Source organism: Planctomycetota bacterium (genome assembly GCA_018242585.1).
Classification (GTDB): Bacteria; Planctomycetota; Planctomycetia; order Pirellulales; family PNKZ01; genus JAFEBQ01.
The window spans coordinates 75448-96777 of record JAFEBQ010000016.1 but is presented as its reverse complement, the minus strand read 5'-3'; the positions used below and the strand labels follow the sequence as shown (position 1 = coordinate 96777).

Annotated in this window: 18 protein-coding genes; 15 read left to right on the top strand and 3 right to left on the bottom strand. The window is 64.2% G+C overall.

Translation table 11 applies throughout. The annotated features are described in order from the left end of the window. The first annotated feature begins 267 nt into the window (after positions 1-267). Positions 268-1686, top strand: a complete 1419-nt coding sequence (locus JSS27_09175; protein ID MBS0209111.1) for a sulfatase-like hydrolase/transferase — start codon at positions 268-270, stop codon at positions 1684-1686. Between the two features lie 282 nt (positions 1687-1968). On the opposite strand, the gene serC is transcribed toward JSS27_09175, so the two are convergent. After that, complete coding sequence (serC, locus tag JSS27_09170; protein ID MBS0209110.1) at positions 1969-3063, bottom strand: 3-phosphoserine/phosphohydroxythreonine transaminase; 1095 nt, start codon at positions 3061-3063, stop codon at positions 1969-1971. 778 nt (positions 3064-3841) lie between these two features. Here serC and JSS27_09165 point away from each other — a divergent pair. From JSS27_09165 to JSS27_09110, 12 genes are all read left to right on the top strand, one after another. Next, positions 3842-5404, top strand: coding sequence for a sigma-70 family RNA polymerase sigma factor (locus JSS27_09165; GenBank protein ID MBS0209109.1), 1563 nt, complete (start codon positions 3842-3844; stop codon positions 5402-5404). 30 nt (positions 5405-5434) lie between these two features. Then, entirely contained in the window at positions 5435-5641 is a 207-nt protein-coding gene (locus tag JSS27_09160; GenBank protein MBS0209108.1) for a type II toxin-antitoxin system HicB family antitoxin, read from the top strand. Continuing rightward, positions 5638-5823, top strand: a complete 186-nt coding sequence (locus JSS27_09155; GenBank protein ID MBS0209107.1) for a type II toxin-antitoxin system HicA family toxin — start codon at positions 5638-5640, stop codon at positions 5821-5823. The genes JSS27_09160 and JSS27_09155 overlap by 4 nt, the downstream gene beginning before the upstream one ends. Positions 5824-5950: 127 nt before the next feature. Next, positions 5951-6733: an indole-3-glycerol phosphate synthase TrpC gene (trpC, locus tag JSS27_09150; protein MBS0209106.1), complete on the top strand. Its 783-nt coding sequence runs from the start codon at positions 5951-5953 to the stop codon at positions 6731-6733. A gap of 353 nt (positions 6734-7086) precedes the next feature. Beyond that, entirely contained in the window at positions 7087-8277 is a 1191-nt protein-coding gene (locus JSS27_09145) for a GIY-YIG nuclease family protein (GenBank protein MBS0209105.1), read from the top strand. Between the two features lie 303 nt (positions 8278-8580). After that, positions 8581-10080: a PLDc N-terminal domain-containing protein gene (locus JSS27_09140; GenBank protein MBS0209104.1), complete on the top strand. Its 1500-nt coding sequence runs from the start codon at positions 8581-8583 to the stop codon at positions 10078-10080. A gap of 126 nt (positions 10081-10206) precedes the next feature. Then, the gene (locus JSS27_09135) at positions 10207-11199 is read left to right on the top strand and encodes a hypothetical protein (GenBank protein ID MBS0209103.1); all 993 of its coding nucleotides are present in this window, start codon (positions 10207-10209) and stop codon (positions 11197-11199) included. Continuing rightward, the gene (locus JSS27_09130; GenBank protein MBS0209102.1) at positions 11196-12251 is read left to right on the top strand and encodes a tetratricopeptide repeat protein; all 1056 of its coding nucleotides are present in this window, start codon (positions 11196-11198) and stop codon (positions 12249-12251) included. Before JSS27_09135 ends, JSS27_09130 begins: the two co-directional genes overlap by 4 nt. Before the next feature lie 19 nt (positions 12252-12270). Beyond that, entirely contained in the window at positions 12271-13041 is a 771-nt protein-coding gene (locus tag JSS27_09125; protein MBS0209101.1) for a MotA/TolQ/ExbB proton channel family protein, read from the top strand. 2 nt (positions 13042-13043) lie between these two features. Beyond that, on the top strand, positions 13044-13487 hold the full coding sequence (locus JSS27_09120; protein ID MBS0209100.1) for a biopolymer transporter ExbD: 444 nt from the start codon (positions 13044-13046) through the stop codon (positions 13485-13487). Further along, positions 13487-13969 (top strand): biopolymer transporter ExbD, encoded by a 483-nt coding sequence (locus JSS27_09115; GenBank protein ID MBS0209099.1) that lies wholly within the window; start codon positions 13487-13489, stop codon positions 13967-13969. The genes JSS27_09120 and JSS27_09115 overlap by 1 nt, the downstream gene beginning before the upstream one ends. A gap of 88 nt (positions 13970-14057) precedes the next feature. Further along, positions 14058-16550: a hypothetical protein gene (locus JSS27_09110; GenBank protein ID MBS0209098.1), complete on the top strand. Its 2493-nt coding sequence runs from the start codon at positions 14058-14060 to the stop codon at positions 16548-16550. Positions 16551-16793: 243 nt separating this feature from the next. Here the strand turns inward: JSS27_09110 and JSS27_09105 are convergent, their stop codons facing one another. Both JSS27_09105 and JSS27_09100 read right to left on the bottom strand, forming a co-directional pair. Continuing rightward, complete coding sequence (locus tag JSS27_09105) at positions 16794-17168, bottom strand: hypothetical protein (protein ID MBS0209097.1); 375 nt, start codon at positions 17166-17168, stop codon at positions 16794-16796. A 103-nt stretch (positions 17169-17271) separates the two neighbouring features. Next, entirely contained in the window at positions 17272-17610 is a 339-nt protein-coding gene (locus JSS27_09100) for a hypothetical protein (protein MBS0209096.1), read from the bottom strand. 785 nt (positions 17611-18395) lie between these two features. Here JSS27_09100 and JSS27_09095 point away from each other — a divergent pair. Both JSS27_09095 and JSS27_09090 read left to right on the top strand, forming a co-directional pair. Further along, positions 18396-20354, top strand: a complete 1959-nt coding sequence (locus JSS27_09095; protein MBS0209095.1) for a DNA topoisomerase VI subunit B — start codon at positions 18396-18398, stop codon at positions 20352-20354. Positions 20355-20400: 46 nt separating this feature from the next. Then, on the top strand, positions 20401-21321 hold the full coding sequence (locus JSS27_09090) for a nucleotidyl transferase AbiEii/AbiGii toxin family protein (protein MBS0209094.1): 921 nt from the start codon (positions 20401-20403) through the stop codon (positions 21319-21321). Positions 21322-21330 lie beyond the last annotated feature (9 nt).

The window sequence follows — 21330 nt, the reverse complement described above, 5'->3', positions numbered from 1 at the left end:
AAGCCACCACCCCATGAAGCGCTTGCCCGAGGTTTCTTGCGGGCGAAGCCCGCCCAGGTTGCAGGAGCAACCTGGGCTACCCAGTTGGGGTGTTCGTTCTGCACCGCTCCCCTGATTGCGGCTTAACTTCGGCCACGATCGCCGCCCCTGCCCAAATAACCCCCCCGCCCGGCGCGTCTGGTTCCTGGTGGCGGTGTTGTCCGGTCGCCGCTTGTCGGCCGGGGTCATGCCTGGGTTCGTTCGCACTGTTTTCGGGAGCTGATTGCGATGCGCTTTCAACTGATTCGCCGCTGGTTATGGGTCGCGCCGGCGCTGCTGGCCGCGGCCGTTTGCCTGGCCCCTGTCGCCGCTCGGGCCGGGACCGACACGCGCAAGCCGAACGTGCTGATTTTTCTTTCCGACGACGTCGGCTATGGTGAGTACGGCTTTCAGGGCGCGACCGACATCCCCACGCCGAACATCGACTCGATCGCCAAGCAGGGGGTCCGCTTCACCCAAGGTTACGTCTCGGGCCCCTATTGCAGCCCGACGCGGGCCGGCCTGATGACCGGTCGCTACCAGACCCGCTTTGGCCACGAGTTCAACAGCGTGGCCCGGCAGAGCGGTCTGGCCCTGACCGAGACACCGTTCCCGGCCCGGTTCAAGGAGCTGGGCTATTCGACATGTGCGGTCGGCAAATGGCACCTGGGGGACAAGCCCGAGTATCGGCCGTTCGTCCGCGGCTTTGACGAGTTCTATGGCACGCTGGCCAACACGCCGTTCTATCACCCGACCGCGTTCGTCGACACCCGAGTGTCGAAGGAAGTGCAAAAGGTCGAGGACAAGGATTTCTATACCACCGACAAGTACGCCGAGCGCTGCGTCGATTGGCTCGAGCAGCACAAGAACGAGCCGTGGCTGTTGTATGTGCCGTTCAACGCCCAGCACGCGCCGCTGCAATCGCCGCAGAAGTACCTGGACCGGTTTCCGAACGTGACCGACGAGAAGCGGCAGTTGTTCTCGGCCATGATGTCGGCGATGGACGACGCCGTTGGCCGCGTGATGGGCAAGCTCCGCGACATGGGCCAGGAAGAAAACACGTTGGTCTTCTTCTTGGCCGACAACGGCGGCCCGACGCAATCGACCACGTCGCGCAACGGGCCGCTGCGCGGCTTCAAGGCCACGACTTGGGAAGGGGGCGTGCGGGTGCCGTTCTGCATGCAATGGAAAGGTCACGTCCCGGCCGGCAAGACGTACGAGAACCCGATCATTCAGCTCGACATTCTGCCCACCTGCCTGGCGGCGGCGGGCCAGCCGATCGATCCGGCCTGGAAGCTCGACGGCGCGAACCTGATGCCGTACCTCGCGGGTGACGTCAAGGAAAAGCCGCACCAGACGCTGTACTGGCGATTTGGCCAGCAATGGGCGGTTCGCGACGGCGATTGGAAGCTGCTGGTCGGTCGCGGCGGCGGGAAAGAGCCCGAGTTGTACAACCTGGCCACGGACATCGGCGAGTCCAAGGACCAGGCCAGCGCCGAGCGCTCGACGGTCGAGCGGCTGCAAGGGTTGTGGGCCGCCTGGAACGCCGAGCAAGCGCCCCCGTCGGCGCCGCAAGAGAAGGGACGCGTGGGCAAAGCTCCGAACAAGAAGCAAGCCGCCAAGCGGGCAGCCAAACGAGCCCAGCGCCGCCCGGCGAAGCGTTCGTAGGGCATTGCGCGGGGGCGCACGCGGTTCGCACTGGTGGGCAAGCCACCAGTGGCACCCTGGCGCTGATGCAGTCCTCGGGGGACGCGGCGCACGGGTGGCCCAGGTGCTTGCACCTAGGTGGCCGCAGGCCACAAGAAACCTCGGGCGCCGGTCTGCTCAAGTGGCGACTTTCCACTCGGCAACGCATGTTCATCGAGTTTCTTGTTGCTGCGCAACACCGATGGCCGAGCCATCGGTGCCACCCAGACACAATTGCATGCGACGATCGCGACGGTGCTTGTGTTAGCCCGAGCGTTTCAGGAAATCGGTCATGAAGTCGGCCAGGGCTTCGACACCGGCCAGCGGCATGGCGTTGTAGATCGACGCCCGGACGCCGCCGACCGAGCGGTGCCCCTTCAGGTAGTGCAGCCCCTGGGCCTCGGCCTGCTTGAGGAACTTGTCCTGCGTGGCGTCATCGCGCAGACGGAACGTCACGTTCATCAGCGAGCGGAACTGCGGCTGGGCGTGCCCTTGGTAGAAGCCGTTGCTCCCGTCGATCACATCGTACAGCAGCTTAGCCTTCCGCTTGTTCAAGTCGAGCATTCGCGGCAGCCCGCCGATATCGTTCAACAGCCACTTGATGACCAGGTTGACGATATAGACCGAAAAGACCGGCGGCGTGTTGAGCATCGACTTCTCGGCCGCGATCGACTTGTAGTTCATCATCGTGGGCAGCTCGTCGCTGCTGCGGGCCAGCAGATCGTCGCGAATGATCACAATGGTCGCGCCGGCCGGACCGAGGTTCTTTTGGGCACAGGCGTACAGCAGCCCATAGCGCTTCATGTCGACGGGCCGATGGAGCAGATCGCTGCTGCTGTCGCAGACGAGCGGAACCGAGCCGACGTCGGGCTCGCTGGCAAATTGCACGCCCTGGATCGTTTCGTTGCTAGTGATGTGGACATAGGCGGCCGAGGTGTCCAGGTCCAACTCGTTCGCCGCCGGCAGCCGGTCAAAGTTGGTCGCCTTGCTCGAATAGGCGGTGTGGACTTCCCCTTCGCGCTTGGCCTCGGGGAGGGCCATTTGTCCCCACGAACCGGTCACGACGTACTCGGCTCGCTTGCCGGTGCCGCGCAGCAGGTTCATCGGGATTTGCGAGAATTGAAGCCGGGCGCCCCCTTGCAGGAACAGCACCTTGAAATTGTCGGGAATCGACAGCAGCCGCCGCAGGTTGGTTTCGGTCTCGGCGAACATTCCTTCGCACCAGGGGGAGCGGTGGCTGATTTCGAGCGGCGAAACGCCGACGTTCGGCAGACCCAGCAGCTCGTCGCGCGCCCGTTCCAGCACCGACACAGGCAACACGGCAGGCCCCGACGAGAAGTTGAAAATCCGTTGGCTCATGGCGGCGTCTCGCTCTCCAGCAGTTCGATGCGTTGCAACTTGCCCAGAAGCTGCAACTTTGAGTGAAAGATGGCCAGTATAACGAGGAGCCGCGAGGCAGATAAGCGGTTCGGGCAGTGGCTTGTGGTCAGTTGCGCGCCGATCATGCGTCGCAAGCACCGAACCACGGCATGCATCACGGCGTAGGACCGATACGACCGTACGACAGCCCTTGACCGGCACGGGGCGGGAGATTGTCCCGACTTACCGAAGGTGTCCAGCACGCACTGCTTACATCACCGCCGGCTCAAGCATGAATGCGCCGGTTTGCCACATCGGCAAAAGTGTCCATCGGCCGCGCGAGCGCGTGCGATGCGCCGCACGCGTCGACTCGCTGGTTCGCAAACGAGCACGCAAAACACCTGACAAGATAATTTAGATAAACTGCGACGAGGTGCTGAGTGGCCAAAAGCATCAACCAGACGGAATCTTTTCACAAATCAAAGCCGGACGCCAAGCTGCGAAAATAATCGTGTAGAATTCGTTGGCTTTTAGACAGCCGTCTAGAGATAATTGCACGGCTTGTAGAGACCCCACTTACCCCCCGATTGCACTGGTTTTTGCAGCAAGGCGCGCACGCCCCGTGGGTGCCTTGTCGTTCGTTTTCTGTCTCGACTAGTGTTTGTCTTTGAGGGGACTGACTGTTTCTCATTTGAGGAGCGGAGTGCCGCCGCTAGCCCTGGGCGTGTCGCCCGGCCTTTAACTCCCCACCCGCGGTTCAGCTAGGAGGATGGTTGACTTGTACGACGCACTGTTGGACGAATTCGAAGACGAAGAAACTCCGAATCCCGAAGACGCGGTCGAACTGGCCGACAAGGAAGACGTCGTTGCCGACGAGGACATGGGCGACGACATCGCCGTCGTCGAGGCCGAAGTCGAGGCCGAGGTCAAGACTGACGATCTGGTGCTTGAGGCCAGCGAAGAGACCGAATCGTGGTCCGACGACCCGGTGCGGATGTATCTGACCCAGATGGGCGAGATTCCGTTGCTCACGCGGCAACAGGAAATCGCGCTGGCCAAGGAAATCGAAATCACCCGGCTGCGGTTCCGCCGCATGCTGCTCGAATGTGACCATGTGATCAAGATGGCCATGAAGACGCTCAGCCGCGTCTACACGGGCGAGCTGCCGTTCGATCGCACGGTGCAGGTCTCGGTGACCGACCGACTGGAGAAGGACCAGATTCTGGGCCGCTTCCCGCACAATCTCCGCACGCTCGACGTGCTGTTGAAGCAGAACTGGCAAGACTTCCGCCTGGCCCTGTCGAAGAGCCGCAAGACCGCCGAGCGGCAAGCCGCCTGGCGTCGCTTGGCGCGTCGTCGTCATCGCGCGGTGCGGTTGGTCGAAGAGTTGGGTCTGCGAACCCAGCGCATTGAATCGTCGATCCCGTTGCTCGAAAACTTTTCGCGCCGCATCGACGAGTTGCAAATGCACATCCGCAATCACAAGGCCGCGCGCCAGCCCGCCGAGGGGCGCCGTCACATGGTGACCGAGTACCGCAACTTGCTCTGCACGTTGCAAGAAACGCCGACCAGCTTGCGCAATCGCATCAATGTGCTCAAGGACGTCTATAGCCGCTATCAGCGGGCCAAGCGCGGCTTGTCGGAAGGCAACTTGCGACTGGTCGTCTCGATTGCCAAGAAGTACCGCAATCGCGGCCTCAGCTTCCTGGACTTGATCCAAGAAGGAAACGCCGGCCTGATGCGCGCGGTCGACAAGTTCGAGTACCGCCGCGGCTTCAAGTTCTGCACCTATGCCACGTGGTGGATTCGCCAGGCGATCACCCGCGCCGTGGCCGACCAGAGCCGCACCATTCGCATTCCGGTGCATATGGTCGAGACGATGTCCAAGGTCCGCAACGTCTCGCGGCAACTGCTGCAAGAACTGGGTCGCGAACCGACGATCGAGGAAGTGGCCAAGGCGGCCGGCACCCCGATGGACGAGACGCGTCGCGTGCTGGCGATGAGCCGGTATCCGATCAGCCTCGACCGACCGGTCGGCAACAGCGAGGACAGCCACTTTGGCGACTTGCTCCCCGACGCCGGCGTGGAAAGCCCCGCCATCGGCGCCGCGCAAGAGATGCTGCGCACTCGGATCAACAAGGTTCTGAAGACGCTCAGCTACCGCGAACGCGAGATCATCAAGCTGCGTTACGGCCTGGGCGACGGCTACAGCTACACGCTGGAAGAAGTCGGCCACATCTTCAAGGTGACCCGCGAACGCATCCGACAGATCGAAGCCAAGGCGGTTCGCAAGCTGCAGCAACCCAGCCGCAGTTCGGAACTCTCGGGCTTCCTGGACTAGTTTGCTGCTTGAAATCGCGAGCAATGGACCATGCAGTACAAAGCTGTGATTCAGCAGCGCGATGCGTGGTGGATTGGCTGGGTCGAGGAAGTGCCTGGCGTTAATTCACAAGGCGCGACTCGTGAAGAGTTGTTGGATAACCTGACCTCGGCTTTGCAAGAGGCGCTGGAAATGAACCGCGCCGACGCATTGGCCGCATGCCAGGGACCGTATGAAGAAGTGGGCATTGTCGCGTGAAGCGTCATGCGGTGATTGCCCACTTGCGAGCACACGGCTGTGTATTGATTCGCGAGGGAGCCCGCCATTCGTGGTGGGGCAACCCAACGAATGGAAAACGCAGCGCAGTGCCGCGACACGCCGAGGTCGATGACCATCTAGTAAGAAAAATCTGTCGCGATCTTGGCATCGCGGAACCATAAGACCAACCACCCAAGCCCAGGGGCCACATCCCCTGGGCTTTTTTATTCCCGCACTCCAAGTAAAGTCGTCGGACAGTTCCGCATTTCTCTAGCAACCAGCAACTAGCAACAAGCAACTTCCTCCCCCATGCCCACCATCCTCGACAAAATCGTCGCCAGCAAGCGAGAGGAGATCGCCGCCGCCAAGCGCTCGACTCCGCTGGCCGCGGTCGAGCGGCAACTGGCCGACGCGCCGCCGGTGCGCAACTTTTTCGCGGCGCTGGCGGCCGGGGGGCCGATCCGCCTGATCGCCGAAGTGAAGAAGGCCAGCCCCTCGAAGGGCGTGATTCGCGCCGATTTCAAACCGGTGGCGATTGCTCGCGAGTACGCCGCCCACGGCGCCAGTTGCATCAGCGTGCTGACCGACGGGCCCTACTTTCAGGGACAACTCGACGACCTGCGGGCGGTTCGCGCGGCTGTCGACGTGCCGGTGCTGCGCAAGGATTTCATCCTCGACGAGTATCAATTGTTCGAAGCCCGGGCCGCCGGGGCCGATGCCGCGCTGCTAATCGCCGAATGCCTCGACGATTGCCTGCTCCGCTCGCTGGTGCGCAGGGCGATCGACTTGAAGCTGACGCCGCTGGTCGAGTTGTACGAGCCTGACAATCTGCAACGGGTGTTCGACGCCGGAGCCACGTTGATCGGCATCAACAATCGCAACCTGCACACGTTCGAGGTCGACCTGGGACACACCATTCGCATGCGCGAGCGCGTGCCCGACGAGTGCGTGCTGGTCGGCGAAAGCGGCATCGCCACGCGCGAAGATGTGCTCCGGCTCGAGGCGGCCGGCGTTGACGCCATGCTGGTCGGCGAAACGCTGATGCGCGAGCCCAACGTCGGCGCCGCCGTCGACCGTCTGCTGGGACGGTAGGGCGCCTCTTCATCATCTCTCGCGCATCAATCGCGAGCGGTGCCGCGCTAACCCTTCTCCCGCCGGGAGAAGGTGGCGGCGCTAGCCGCCGGATGAGGGTCTCGCCGCAATCTTGCGCGACGCCTTTACCCTCCCCCCTGCCCCTCCTTGTCAGGGAGGGGTGTTCATCTCTAGCGCTACAAGAATCGCTCCACCGCGCACAGCCATTTGCTGCAAGATGGCTACTCGGCACCACCGCTAGCAATCGTACGTCGCATTACGATCCCCGCAACAGGGTATCCCCGCCCGCGCTCCGCCGGGCTACAATCCGCGCCGGGTTTCCCTCGACGTTTCCCCGGTCACGGACGACGCGCGTGTTTCGCCCTTTGGACAATGGCCAGTTCGCCGGCTTTGGTCGCTCGGATCGGATCGGCAACTGCCGCTCGCCGCTCACCACGCTCGAACTGCCGGCCACCCGCCGCAAGACGCGCCGGCTGCTGCGCGAGCAGTGCCCTGCCGCGCCGGGCGTCTATGGCATGATCAACGATCAGGGCGAGTTGATCTACGTCGGCAAGTCCAAGTTGCTGCGCAACCGGCTGATCACGTACTTCCAGTCAGGCGCCGACGCCGAAAAGGCGGGCCGTATCGTCAGCACGGCCGAGCACCTGGTCTGGGAACGGACATCGCACGAGTTTGCCGCGCTGATGCGCGAACTGGAACTGATTCGCCGCTTCCGCCCGCGCTACAACGTCCAAGGCCAGCCCGGCGGCTTGCGGCGGGGCTATCTCTGTCTGGGACGCGCGCCGGCCGCTTACGCCTACCTGTCCCCCACGGTCACCAGCAAGTCCGAGCGAGCCTACGGCCCCTTGTCGATCGGCCGGCGGATGCGCCGCGCCGTCGAACGCTTGAACAACTTGTTCCGCCTGCGCGATTGTCCCGATCGGGTGCCCATGCACTTCGCCGACCAGCGTGGACTATTCGACGAATCGCTCGCGCCGAAGTGCCTGCGCTACGAGTTGGGCGTCTGCCTGGGGCCCTGCGCCGGTCTCTGCTCGCTACGGCAGTATTCGCGATCCGTCCGCGCCGCGGCCGAGTTGGTCGAAGGGCGCGACCTGTCGGCGCTCGAACGACTGAACGCCACCATGCTCGACGCCGCCGCCAAGCAGCAATTCGAACGCGCCGCCGCGCTGCGCGACGCAGAGAGCGACATGCGCTACCTGTGCTACCAGGTGGCCCACATCAACGAAGTCCGCCGCAACTGGACGTTCATCTACTCGCCCCATCAGGCCCGCCGCCGCCACACCTGGTATCTGGTGCGCAACGGCGTCCCGGTCGGCGCGATGCGTGCGCCGACCGACGCGCCCCAGGCCCAGCGGGCGGCAGCGCGACTGGGCGCGGTCTATGACAACCCGTTTCCCGCGGCCGAAGGGGCCGAGCACAACACCTTGCCGTTCGTGCTGCTGGTCTCCCTCTGGTTCCGTCGCCATCCCGAGCAAATGGCCCACGTCATGCCCGTGGACCAGGCCTTGGCCCATTGCCAATCGCTCGTGACCAAGCACACGTAGAGTAGCGTTCCAACAAGTGTTGGCGATTGACCAGGGGTGGCCCGGCCGCTCGTCGGCCGGGTTGCGGAAGCAACAAGAAGAACGAGCATCATCGCCGTGTGATTGAGCGTCCAAGCTTGTTCTTGCCGCTAGCGCGACCCAGCCGGCAAGCGGCTGGGCCACCCCCGACCTTTGCACCGAAACCGGGTTCATGGTACGCACGGGTTGCGGACCCTACGGAAGCAAACTCCAAGTCTGCCGCGTCGCGTCCGCGCCCGTGGAGAACCGCGCCTCGCCGTGGTATCGTGGCACTCGCGCGCGTTGATGACCACCGAGACAGCGGGCCGGGCGAACATCGTGGACTTTGTTGAGACATCCAACTTTGTACAGCATTACTGGCTCCACCTGCTCGGGCTGGCCACCGTCTGTTTGCAGCTTGTCGCCGGCGGCCACGCGCTGTTGAACAAGCGCGACCCGCGCTCGGCCATTGGCTGGGTCGGACTGATTTGGCTAACCCCGTTGGTCGGCGCGACGCTGTATTTCCTGCTGGGCATCAACCGGATTCGTCGCCGTGCCCGTTCGCTGCGCGGCCCCATGGCGCGTGGTCAGCGCCGCTCCAAGTCGCCGACCAGCACGGTCGATCGGCTGTTCAAGGCCACGTCGGGGCACGGCGCGCACCTTGACCCGCTGGTCCGGCTGGTCGGCGAGGTGACCGGGCAGCCGCTGGTGATCGGCAACCGCGTGACGCCGCTCGAACACGGGTCGCGGGCTTATCCCGAAATGCTGGCCGCCATTCGTGACGCCCAGAAAAGCATCGTGCTGGCGACCTATATTTTTAACAACGACATCACCGGGCGCGAGTTCGCCGCAGCGCTCGGCCAGGCCGTCGAGCGGGGCGTCGAGGTCCGCGTGCTGGTCGACGCCATCGGCGCGCGCTACTCGCTGCCGACCATCTTTTCGCTGTTGCCCAAGTTGAAGGTGCGGTCGGCGCGCTTTCTGCCCACCTATGTGCCGGTCTTCGCGCCGTACTTCAATCTGCGCAATCACCGCAAAATCCTTGTCGTCGACGGCCACGTTGGCTTTACCGGCGGCATGAACATCCGCCGCTGCGGCAAGCAGGGCGAGGAAAGCGACGACGAACTGAACGACTTGCACTTCAAGCTCGAAGGGCCGATCGCCTCGCACCTGGCCCAGGTGTTTGCCGACGACTGGGAGTTCGCTACCGGCGAATCGTTGGACGGTGAGTCCTGGTTCCCCATGATCGAACCGGTGGGCGAAGCGCTGGCCCGCGGCATCGTCGATGGTCCCGACGAAAACCGGGGCAAACTCCGGCTGAGCATCTTGGGGGCGATTTCCTGCGCCGAATCGCGGATTCGCATCCTCACCCCCTACTTCCTGCCCGACCAGGCGTTGATCACCGCGCTGGGCGTGGCCCGCATGCGCGGCGTCGAGGTCGACATCATTCTGCCGGCCCAGAACAATCTGGCCCTGGTCCAGTGGGCCTGCACCGCCCAGTTGTGGCAGGTGCTCGAACATGGCTGCCGCGTCTGGTACAGCGCGCCCCCGTTCGATCACACCAAGCTGATGATCGTCGACGACTGTTGGACCTTGCTGGGCTCGGGCAACTGGGACCAGCGCAGCCTGCGGCTTAATTTCGAGTTCAACGTCGAATGTTACGACGCGGCGTTGGCCACCCAGCTCGAGCAACTGGCCGCCAAAAAGCTGGCCACCGCGCGGCAAGTCACCCTGACCGAGGTTGACTCGCGGGCGCTCCCCGTCCGGCTGCGCGACGGCATTGCCCGGCTCTTTTCGCCTTATCTGTAGGCGGCGCGGGGCTAGCAGTCCCACGCGGCCAGGCCGGGGCGCGGTGAATTCACGTTCATCGAACGCGCCACATTTCATACAATTCCCAGGAACGATTCCCCACGAGTCACACTCTGAAGTTTTGTAATGTCCCAGCACGCCGAAACGACGAACGACGAACCGCGCGTCGGCTGGGCTGCGCGCGTTCCGTCCTGGGCGCTGTCGTTGGTGTTTCATGCCGGGCTGTTCACCACGATGGGCTTGCTGCTGACCCCCGAGCAGCGCGGGGCGGCCACCGAACCCGGCCGCGACGTCGGCGTGGTGCTGGCCCATGTGGCGCCGTCGGGCGAGTTGCAATACGAATCGGCCCCGCTCGACGCCCCGACCGCGGACCAGCCCAGCGACGCCGTCGCCCAAAACAACCCGCTGGCCACTGCTGCCGCCGATCGGCCACCGCTCGACTTGAGCGAGGCGTTGCCCAAGCAGCGCAATACCATCGGCCCCGGCGCGGCCACCGGCCAGGCGGCCCCCTCGGCGACGGGTCTGACCCAAGGGGCGCCGTCGGGCAGCTCGAAGCAAGGGAACTTTGCCCGGACCAAAGTTTACGGCCTGGTCGGCGAGGGACAGCGGTTCGTCTATGTCTTCGATCGTTCGGCCAGCATGGGGGGCGAAGGGAACAGCGCGCTCCGCTCGGCCAAGGGAGAACTCTTAGCCAGCCTCGACAGTCTGGGCCCCGAGCACAGCTTCCAGATCATCTTCTACAACGAGCGGCCCACGATCTTTAACCCGCAAGGTCTGCAAGGGCGTTTGACGTTCGCCACCGACGCCAACAAGCGGGCGGCTCATCAGTTTGTCAGCGGCATGGTCGCCGACGGCGGCACCAACCATTACGACGCGCTGATGATGGCCCTGCGCCTGGACGCCGACGTGATCTTCTTCCTGACCGATGCCGACCAGCCAGGGCTCAGCCCCCCGCAGATGCAGCGCGTCCGCCGAGCCAACCAGCGGGCCTCGATCAATTGCATCATGTTCGCCGTCGGCCCGGCCCCGGCAGGGAGCGAAAACTTCCTGCAAGTCCTAGCCCGCGAGAACCACGGGCAATACCTGTACATCGACATCACGCGGCAATTGCGCCCATGAGATACACGGATCGGCACAACACGAGTCGGCTCGTTCGAGTGGCGCTGGTCGTCGTATTCGTCGGCGTCGCGCCGCTGCGCGGCGAGGACATCGTCACGTTGTCATCGGCATCGAAGCCTGACGGGCGAGTGCGGATGACCGGCACCGTGCTCGATTACACCGGCGCGGAGCTTTCGATCCAGCTTCCCGGCGGCTCGCAGCAGAAGTTCCCCGGTCGACAGGTGATCGAGATTCAGACCGCGCGGACGGCCGAGCACCGCCAAGGGGACGAACTGCTAGCCGCCCGGCAATACGCGGCCGCCGTGCAGAAGTACAACGACGCCTTGAAGCCCGACCGTGAAACACGGCGCTGGGTCCGCCGGCTGATCTTGTCGCGGCTGGTCGTCTGCTACGCGCGGCTCGATCGCGCGGCCATCGCGGGAGATTACTTCCTCACACTGGCCAAGGACGATCCGAACACCCCCTACTTCGACACCATCCCGCTGGCGTGGCGTCCGCAAAGCGTGCCAGCCGACCTGGAGCAAAAGGCTCGCGAGTGGGCCGGCCGCAGCGATTCGCCCCTGGCGCAACTGTTGGGGACGAGTTATCTTTTGACCACGTCGAACCAGGCCAACGCGCTGACCTTGCTACGTACCCTAGCATTCAGCAAGGACGAGCGTGTGGCCATGCTGGCCGAGGCTCAATCGTGGCGTGTGACGTTTCCAACGGCCACATCAGTGACGCTCAACGCCTGGGCCGAGCGCGTGGAAAGGTTTCCCGAGTCGCTGCGCGCCGGTCCCGAGTTCGCCCTGGGGCGCGCACTGGTCCAGCGCGATCAACCCGAGGCGGGCGCCATCGCGCTACTACGTGTGGCGATCGTCAACAGCGACGACCGGCCGCTGGCCAGCGAGAGTCTCTGGCTGGCCGGCCAGGCGCTGGAAAAACTGGGCAAACCCGTCGACGCCGCCCGGCTTTATCGCGAACTGATTGCCAACTATCCCGAATCATCGAACCTGTCGGCCGCGCAGGAGCGTTTGCGAGAGCTAAGCGCCGCGCCGGCCGCGACCAAATGAACATCAAAGGAGTGATGGCTTGCACACCATTCGTTACGCGGCGCTGACGTTGATCGGCTGGCTGGCGCTGGCTGCGCCCCTGGCCGCGCAAACCCCCGAGGCTCAGCGCCAAGTCGAGGATGACGTCAACTCGTTCAGCGGCATCATCCTGGCCGGCGGCAGCGTCGGCGCGGTGATCATTCTGTTGTCGATCGTCGCCGTCGGCCTGGCCATCGACTACCTGCGCACGCTACGGCAACCGGTCCTCATGCCCCGCGCGCTGGTTGAACAGGTCTGGCAGTTGGCCCAGCAAGGCCAGATCGCCGAGGCGCTGCAAGTCTGTCACAACGATCGATCGTGCCTGGCCATCGTGCTGGAAGCGGGCCTGCGCCACGCCGACGAAGGTTGGCCGGCCATCGAGAAAGGAATGGAAGACGCCCTTGCCGAGCAGGCCGGCAAGCTCTATCGCCGCATCGAATACCTGTCGGTCATCGGCAACATCGCGCCAATGCTCGGTCTGCTGGGGACGGTGGTCGGGATGGTGTTCGCCTTCCGCGTGGTCGCGACCACCCAAGGAGCCGCGCGCGCCGCCGATCTGGCCGAGGGTATCTACAAAGCCCTGATCACTACGGTCGAAGGGCTGGTCGTCGCCATTCCCGCGCTCGGCTTGTTCGCCATGTTTCGCAGCCGCGTTGAAAACATGCTCGGACAACTGGCGTCGACCGCTCAACAGACGCTCGCGCCGCTGCGCGCCCCCAGGCCGGCCCCGCGCCGCACGGCCCCCGTCGCCCCGCCGGTGGAGGGACGTTAGTCATGTTCGTCCCTCACGCCAAATCGCGACCGAGCCTGGAATTCAACATGACGCCGATGATCGACGTCACGTTCTTGCTGATTATTTTCTTCCTCGTCTCGGGTCACCTGGCTCACCAAGAGACGCAGCTCGAGCTGGAGCTGCCCAAAGCCGCCAGCGGTCACAAGCCCGACGACGAAGAATCGACGGCGCGGCGCGTAACGATCAACGTCCTCGACGACGGACAGTTGATGTTGGCCGGCCAGCCGGTCGACCCGGCCGAGTTGGAACGCCGCATCGGCTTTGAAAGCCGGCATGCCGAGCACCCAGGCCAGGAAGTCGAAGTGCGGATTCGCTGCCACCGCGCCGCGCCGTATCGCGCCGTCGAGCCGATCTTGCTGGCCTGCGCCCGCGGCGGCATCTGGAAGGTCACCTTCGCCGTGTTGCATCGCGACGGGAGCGGCTGATGCGTGTGCCCAGCTATAGCGAGGCCAATCGCGGTCGGATGGACACGAACATGACGCCGATGATCGACGTCGTGTTTCAGTTGTTGATCTTTTTCGTCTGCACGGTCAGCTTTCAGGCGTTGGAAGAAGTCCTACCGACCAATCTGCGCGCGCCGGGGGCGGGTGCCGGCGCGACCGCGCTCGATCCCGCCTTGGCCGAGTTGGAAGACGTGATCATTCGTATCGAGCGCGAAGGGGCCAAGACGCGCTGGTCGCTCAGCTCGCGGAACTTTGCCACCTTGCCCGAGCTGCGCGCCGTGCTGGGGCAACTGGCCCAACTGCGCGCCGACCTGCCGGTGATTCTCGACAGCCAGCCCGACGTGCCGCTGGGCGATGTGATCGACACCTACGACATGTGCCGCGTGATCGGCTTTGAGAAAATTCAGTTCGCGGCTCACACGCCGGTGAATCCCGCGCCGCCGAAGCCACCGGCGGGTTCTTAAGATCGGCCCGATTGTTCCACGAATGCGCTGCACGCTTGCCATACCGCTGAGACGGCTCCCCGAATGTCGCAACTTGCGCGCGCTGTGGATGCTGTACGTCGTCGCGTGTTGGTTTCTGTTAGTCGGTGACGTCGTTGCCAGCCCCCAAGATGAGCGATTCCTGGCGGGCTTGCGTGAGCGTCAACTGTATGAGTTGGCCGAGCGATATTGCCAGCGCCAACTCGATCGCTCGGGCCTGTCGCCGGCCCGGCGTGTCTGGTTCACTCTGGAAATGGCGCGGAGCTGCGCCGACCAGGCCCTCAACAGCGCCCCCGAGGCCCGCGAGCAACTCTGGCAGCGGGCGATTGCGGCACTCGACTCGGTGGCGAAACAAAACCCCTCGCCGAGCGACGTGGTGCTGACTCAAGTACAGCGTGGCTTGATCGCGTTAAGTCGCGGCAGGCAACTGCGCGCCGAGGCCCCCTTGTCGCTCGACTCAACTGGTGTCCAAGAGCAGGCGAAGCTCCATTTGCGACAGGCGATCGAGCAACTCGCTCATGCCGCGGCCACGGTCGATACGTTGCAGCGTCAGCGCGTCGGTCGGGCCGCCACGGCGGAAGATTCCCTTGGCGAGCCGCAATTGCTGGCGCTGACGCGGAACGTCACGTATCAGCAGTCGCTGGCCCTGATGGAGCAAGGGCTCTGCTACCCGGCCGATAGCGCCGATCGGCTGTCGTCAATGCAACAGGCGTACGAACGGCTGGGGGCGATCCCGGCGCTCGACGACGCGCTCGATTGGCAAGTGCAGGTGGCCCGGGTGGCAACGCTGCGCGAGTTGAACGATTGGACGAGCGCCGATCGACTACTGGCGGAACTCCAGCGCAAGCAGCCCCCCGCCGACGTAGCGCTGCTCCTACGCGCCGAACGGCTGCAATTACTCCTGGCTCAAAAACAGCTTGACGCCGCGCTGCGCGAAGCCGACGCCCTCGAGCAAGCTCTGCCAGCCGTGCGACCGGCGGAACTCGACATGTCAATTCTCGCGGTGTACCTTGCGGCCGCACAAGCTGACCGGCAAGCGAATCACGCTCCCGAGGCCGAGCGCCGACAGCAGCAAGCCGCCGCGGTGGCCCGCCGGATCGAAGAGCAACAGACTGCTTACTGGGGACGGATGGCCGAGATGACGCTGGCCCGAGCGGTCAGCGGCGCACCGGCCTCGGCCGACCTGGAACAATTGACCCGGGCAGCCGAGAGCTACTATCGGGTCGGCAAGCTCGGCGAGGCGATCGCCACGTACGAAGTCGTCGTCCAGCGCGCGCGTGAAACCAAACAGACCGACGCGATGTTCGCCGCCACGCTGGCCGCCGCGGCCATCGAACAGCAGCAACAACAATTCAGCCAGGCGGCCCAGCGGCTGCACACCCTGGCATTGGCGTCGCCCGAGAACGCCCGAGCAAGCGCCGCGCACTTGCAGGCGATTTATCTCATGGCCCAGCAGCTTAAACCCGCCGACGAGGCGGCATTCAAGCAATACCTGGCCTGGCTTGATGAGCATCTGCAACGCTGGCCGCGCGGCGAGACCGCCGACCAGGCGCGCGTCTGGCTCGGCCGGCTGCGCGAGCGTCAGCGCGCGTGGGAGCCGGCCATTGCGGCCTTTCGCGGCGTGAGTCCCGAGAGCGATCAATACACCGCAGCCGTCGAAGCGGCCGTGAGGTGTTACCTGGAATGGCTTGATCAACTGCGGCGCGAGCGACAATCGACTGAAGCTCTGGCGGCCCAGGCGGCTGCGTATTGCGAGCAGACGATCACCGGCCCCAGCGGGCAATTGCCGGCCCAGTGGACTTCGCTGCAACGCGACGCCGCTCAATGGGCGGCGGAAATCTGGTTGCAGTACGCCGGTCAGCAGTTCGCGCGGGCCGAGCGGATCGTTCGCGCCGCGCTGGCCGCTCCGGGCGAGACGAGCGCCGCCTGGCGTGAGTCGATGAACGCCTGGCTGGCGCTGGCCCTGGCCGGTCAAGGACGGCGCGACGAAGCGGCCACCACCATCGCCCAAGCCGCCGCGGGAAACACCAGCCAGATGCTCGCGCTGCTGGACAATCTGGCGCGCCTGGCCGCTGGCGCCACGCCCGAGGCCCGAGCCCAGTTGGCCGGCCTGTCACTGCGATTCATCGAGCAACAACCCGCGGCTACGCTCGAAAAGCTTACACCCGACCAGCGGCGGCGGTTCGAGCTAAACCGGGCACAGGCCATTCTCGACCTGGGCCGGCGACCCGACGGACTGGCGGCGTTTGAACAACTGAGCAAGCAACTGCCGCGCGACGCCGAAGTGATGAGTCACTACGCCCAAGCGCTCCTCGACGGAACCGATGCGGCGAATTGGCAAGCGGCGCTAGCTAAGTATCGCCAACTCGAACAGGGAACCCAGCCGGGAAGTGAACGCTGGTTCCGAGCCAAGCTCGGACTGGCGCTGGCCCATGAACGGCTGGGCAACGCTGCGCGCGCGGTGCAGATCGTGCAGTTGACGGCGCTCTTGCATCCGGAACTCGGCGGCCCCGAGTTGAAGCGGCAGTTCGATGAACTGCTGGCCCGGTGTCAACGACGCTGAGCTTTACGCGAGCAGCGATTTAAGATCGCTCACGCTTCGCACTGGTGGACTAGCCACCAGTGGCGCCCCTGCTTAATGGCGTTGGTCAAGGTGTAGGTCAGGCCTTGGCCTGACAAGATGGTGCGCACCACTTCGTCAGGCCAAGGCCTGACCTACGGTGCTTGCCGATGGCAAACACAAAGCCCCGGCGACTCGCCGGGGGCTAAAGTATTTTGCGCTCTCGCCAGTGACGACTTGAGCGGTTTACCGATACGGGGCGCGGACGAAGTACGTCCCGCTTTGCTCGGTGTGGAATGGCTGGGCCGGAGCGGGCACGATGCCCCAAGCGCCGATGTTCCCCGCGCCCGGATACGCGCGGCGGAAGCGGTAGCGGTTGGTCACCTTTTCGGTGTTGGCAACGCCCCAACTGTAGTTGACGTATCGCTTGCCACCCGGGGGCGCGACCAGCGCGTGGGGCTGGCCCCAAGCCGGGTCATAGTAGTTGGCGTGCCACGGCGTGCCCGCCGGGTTGCCGCGCCAGCCGGTTGACACCGGAGGATACTGCGCAAAGGCTTCTTGCGCCGCGGTCGCGGCCAGCACACCGACGACGATCAGCGTCGCCCAGGTTCGCAACTTCATGTCAGATCTCCTCGCGCGGCACGTCGTCGCCGCAATTTCGGTGTCGCCAGTCGGACCACTCAACCTGCCAAACCGGAGCGAACTTCGGCCCCTCGCCAACTGCTTACCAGTAGACCGCCCGGGTCGTGTTCATGGGCACCAGGTGGCCGCGCTGAAAGCGGCGATAGGTGCGCGCGTGGGGGTACATGAACTCCTGAGGGTAGAACGGCTGGTAGGTCAGGTACGTTCCGCCCACACGCGCCGGGACCGGCTGTGGCGACGGGTACATGCCAACCGGAATGCCAGCAGCGCCGCCCCCGGCATAGTAGTTGTAGAACAGGTCGTACGGTGGCCGGGCAGCCATCCCTTCGGCCCGGGCCGAGCCGGCCAGCGGAGCGCCCACCACCGCGACAGCCAACAACATCACGGCGGCCAGTCGGCCGCGCCAGGCAGAGACGGTCATGTGTGCGACTCCCAAAGGTCAGTCAGGGTCGGCCTGGCGACTCGCCCCCTAGAGGGCTACCGCGCCAGCATCATCGGGCCGCGCCGATCGCGGGGCATTTCAGGGGGATACCTCCCCCGCGGCCCCTCGCACGCGCCACTAGGCTCACGTTCGGCGTGGGCGGCACAAGCGGCTGAATCAAAATAACCTTCCCCGTGCAGTTTGCCTGATGCGTACGAAGCGACTGGGAGGGCTCCGCGCCAGGCGTTATAATCGGCACGGCCTTGCCCCCGGGGGTCGGCCAGGTCGCTCGGCCCAGGTTGATTTTCGCCTGGCAATGGCGGCCAACGGCAGGCCGCGACCGGCCTGGACCACCACGCCGAGTGAGCCACAGACTTAGGCTCGCCCTGGCACACGGACGGAGTCAGAAATGGAACTAGCGGCCACGGACTGGGGGCTAGTCTGTAGCGTACGGCCCTCGCGCGCACCATGACCGGTTACCTGGTCTCGTTGGTTCAACACGCGCCGAGCGCGTGCCGTAAGTCCAAAACGTCATCGCCACATCCACTGTATTTGATCGTCGGAGTCGCATGATAGTGTCGAAGCTCAAGTCGAAGAAACAGGCGGCCAAGGCCGACAAGCAACCCTCGAAATCGCGGCTAGCCGCGCCGTCGACCAACGGCGACGGCGATCACGAGGCCAACGGCTCGGCCGCCAGCGTCGAGCAGAACGGCGCCGCGTCGCACGTCGCCAATGGACACGCCGCGCCGGCCAAAGCGCCCAAGCGCCGCACCACGGCCGAGGCCATGGCCGCCGGCCAGCGCGATATCTCGGTCAGCGAGTTCTTCGCCAAGAACCGGCATCTGCTCGGCTTTGACAATCCGCGCAAAGCGCTGCTGACCACCGTGAAAGAGGCCGTCGACAACTCGCTCGACGCCTGTGAAGAGGCCGGCATCCTGCCCGAGATTTGGGTGCATATCGAAGCGACCGGCACGAATCGCTTTAAGGTCGGCGTTCAGGACAACGGCCCCGGCATCGTCAAGCAGCAGATTCCGAACATCTTTGGCAAGTTGCTGTACGGTTCGAAGTTTCACCGCTTGCGGATGAGCCGCGGCCAGCAAGGCATCGGCATCAGCGCCGCCGGCATGTACGGCGTGCTGACGACCGGCAAGCCGGTGAAGGTGATGTCGCGCATCGGCGCCAAGAAACCGGCGCACTACTTCGAGATTCAAATCGACACCAAGAAGAACAAACCCGAGATCCTGAACAACCGGGGCGAAGGGGTCGACGTCGAACCGGGCGAAGCCGGCCAGAAGCAAATGGAGAAGTACGGCATCGAATGGGTCGAAACGCCACACGGCACGCGCGTGACCATCGAGCTCGAAGCCAAGTACCAGCGCGGGCGCGGCAGCGTGGACGAGTATCTGTCCCAAACGGCCATCGCCAATCCTCACGTCACGATCCATTACAAGGATCCGGACGGCGAGGAGTATCACTACGCGCGGGCCGCCGAGGAATTGCCCCCCGAGCCCAAGGAAATTTTGCCGCATCCATACGGCATCGAACTGGGCAACCTGGTGACGATGTTGCAGGCGACCAAGGGATCGACCCTGTCCCAGTTCCTGACCAGCAGCTTCTCGCGGGTCAGCCCGGGCACGGCGGCCAAGGTGTGCGAGGCGGCCAAGCTGAGCACGCGGGCCAACCCAGGCCGGATCGGTCGCAACGACGCCGAGTCGTTGTACCAGGCGCTGCAAGCGACCAAGATTCCCGCGCCGTCAACCGATTGTATTACGCCGATCGGCGAGCCGTTGTTGCTGAAAGGGATGCACCACGTGGTGCCGGCCGAGTTCTACGCGGCCGAAACTCGCCCGCCGTCCGTCTATCGCGGCAACCCGTTCCTGATCGAGGTGGCGGTAGCCTACGGCGGCGCGTCGCAGGCGGCCAAGGTGACGCTCGAAGCGCTGACCGAGCTGCTGCAAGAGACCGACGCCCGAACGCTGCGCCAGTTTCTGATCAACGGCTTCAGCGGCGTTGGGTCCGAGGCGGCCGACAGGATCTTGGAAGAAGCGAAGTTCGGCACGCGTGTCTCGCCACAAAAGCTCAAACCGGCCGAGATCAAGCAACTGCACGAAGCGATGCGAAACGTGAACCTGGACGAAGGGCAGACGATGAACGTGCTGCGCTACGCCAATCGGGTGCCGTTGCAATTTCAGCCCGGCGCGTGCGCGATTACGCAAATGATCATGTCGACCAATTGGCGATCGTACGGACTAAGCCAGTCGCGCGGCGGCTTGCCCAGTGGGCCGGTGACCGTGCTGGTCCATGTGGCCAGTGTGTGGGTGCCGTTCACCAGCGAGTCGAAGGAAGCGGTCGCCAGCTACCCGGAAATCCAGCGCGATCTGCGATTGGGGCTGCAAGCCGTCGGCCGCAAGCTGGCCATGTACGTCCGCAAGCGGCAGAAAGTCAAACAGGAGGGCGAGCGGCGCTCGATCTTCCTGCGCTACCTGAAGGAAGTCGCGTCGGCGGTCCACGACATCAACGGCGCCAATCAGCAATCGCTCTATGACCAACTGCTGAAAGTCGCCAAACGCAAGACGGCCCAGGCCGACGCCAAATACGACGATCAAGGCCGCTTGGTCGAAGAGCCGGACGAAGAAGACTACGGCGACAAGGTGTTGATCGTCGGCCAGGCCGGCGACGAGCCGAGCGGCGAAGCGGTGGCGGATACGCCGAAGAAGGGCAAGAAATCGGCCAAGAAGTCCTAGGCCACGGCGCTGCGAAGCCACGTCACGGGCAGTTAGAATTGAAGTTATGCCTCTTCCTGAGCCAACCAATCAGAACCTCGGTGCGAACATCGGCCAACCGCCAATCGTCGGCATGGTCGAACCCTTCGAAGCCCGAATGAACCAGGATTTGGAGTGGGCCATGTCCGAAGGAAGCGTGTTCTTCGAGGGACGCGGCAAGGTTCAAGACAGCTTGCGCCGCGTTACCAAGCGATTGGACGAAATCGGAGTTTCCTATGCCGTGGCCGGCGGGATGGCGCTGTTCCTGCACGGGTATCATCGCTTTACCGAGGACGTCGATATTCTGGTCACGCGCGAGGGGCTACAGCGCATCCACGAACAGCTTGAAGGCCGCGGCTATGTACGCCGCTTTGAGGCCAGCAAGAATCTGCGCGACACCGAATCGGGCGTCAAAATCGAGTTCTTGCTTACCGGTGGTTTCCCCGGCGACGGCAAGCCCAAGGAAATCGCGTTTCCCGACCCGAGCGCCGTCGCCGAAGTGCGCAACGGCATCCGCGTGCTCAACGTACCGACCTTGGTCACGCTAAAGATCGCTTCGGCCTTGACGGGCGTGGGACGGACCAAAGATTTGGGCGACGTCGAAGAAATGATCAAGCTGCTATCGTTGCCCAAGTCGTTCGGTGACCAACTGCATCCATCGATCCGCGACAAGTACGAGTCGATCTGGTCGTCGATCAACGCTTCGCCCAAGCGTTATGTATTGTTGTGGAAGCACGAATCGCTGAAGCAACAAGTCGCCTCGCTCGATGAGTTGATCAATGCGATGCCGAGCGCGGCTTCGACCTTGGAAAGCATGCGCAAGGAAGGGATCACGCTCGATCCCGGCCTGACCACGCTCGAAAGCGCGTATCTCGTGACGACCGATCGCACGGTCGCCGACAAGTATCAGATGGAAGACGAATCAGAACTGTTAGATCGCACCCGCTAATTTGAACGG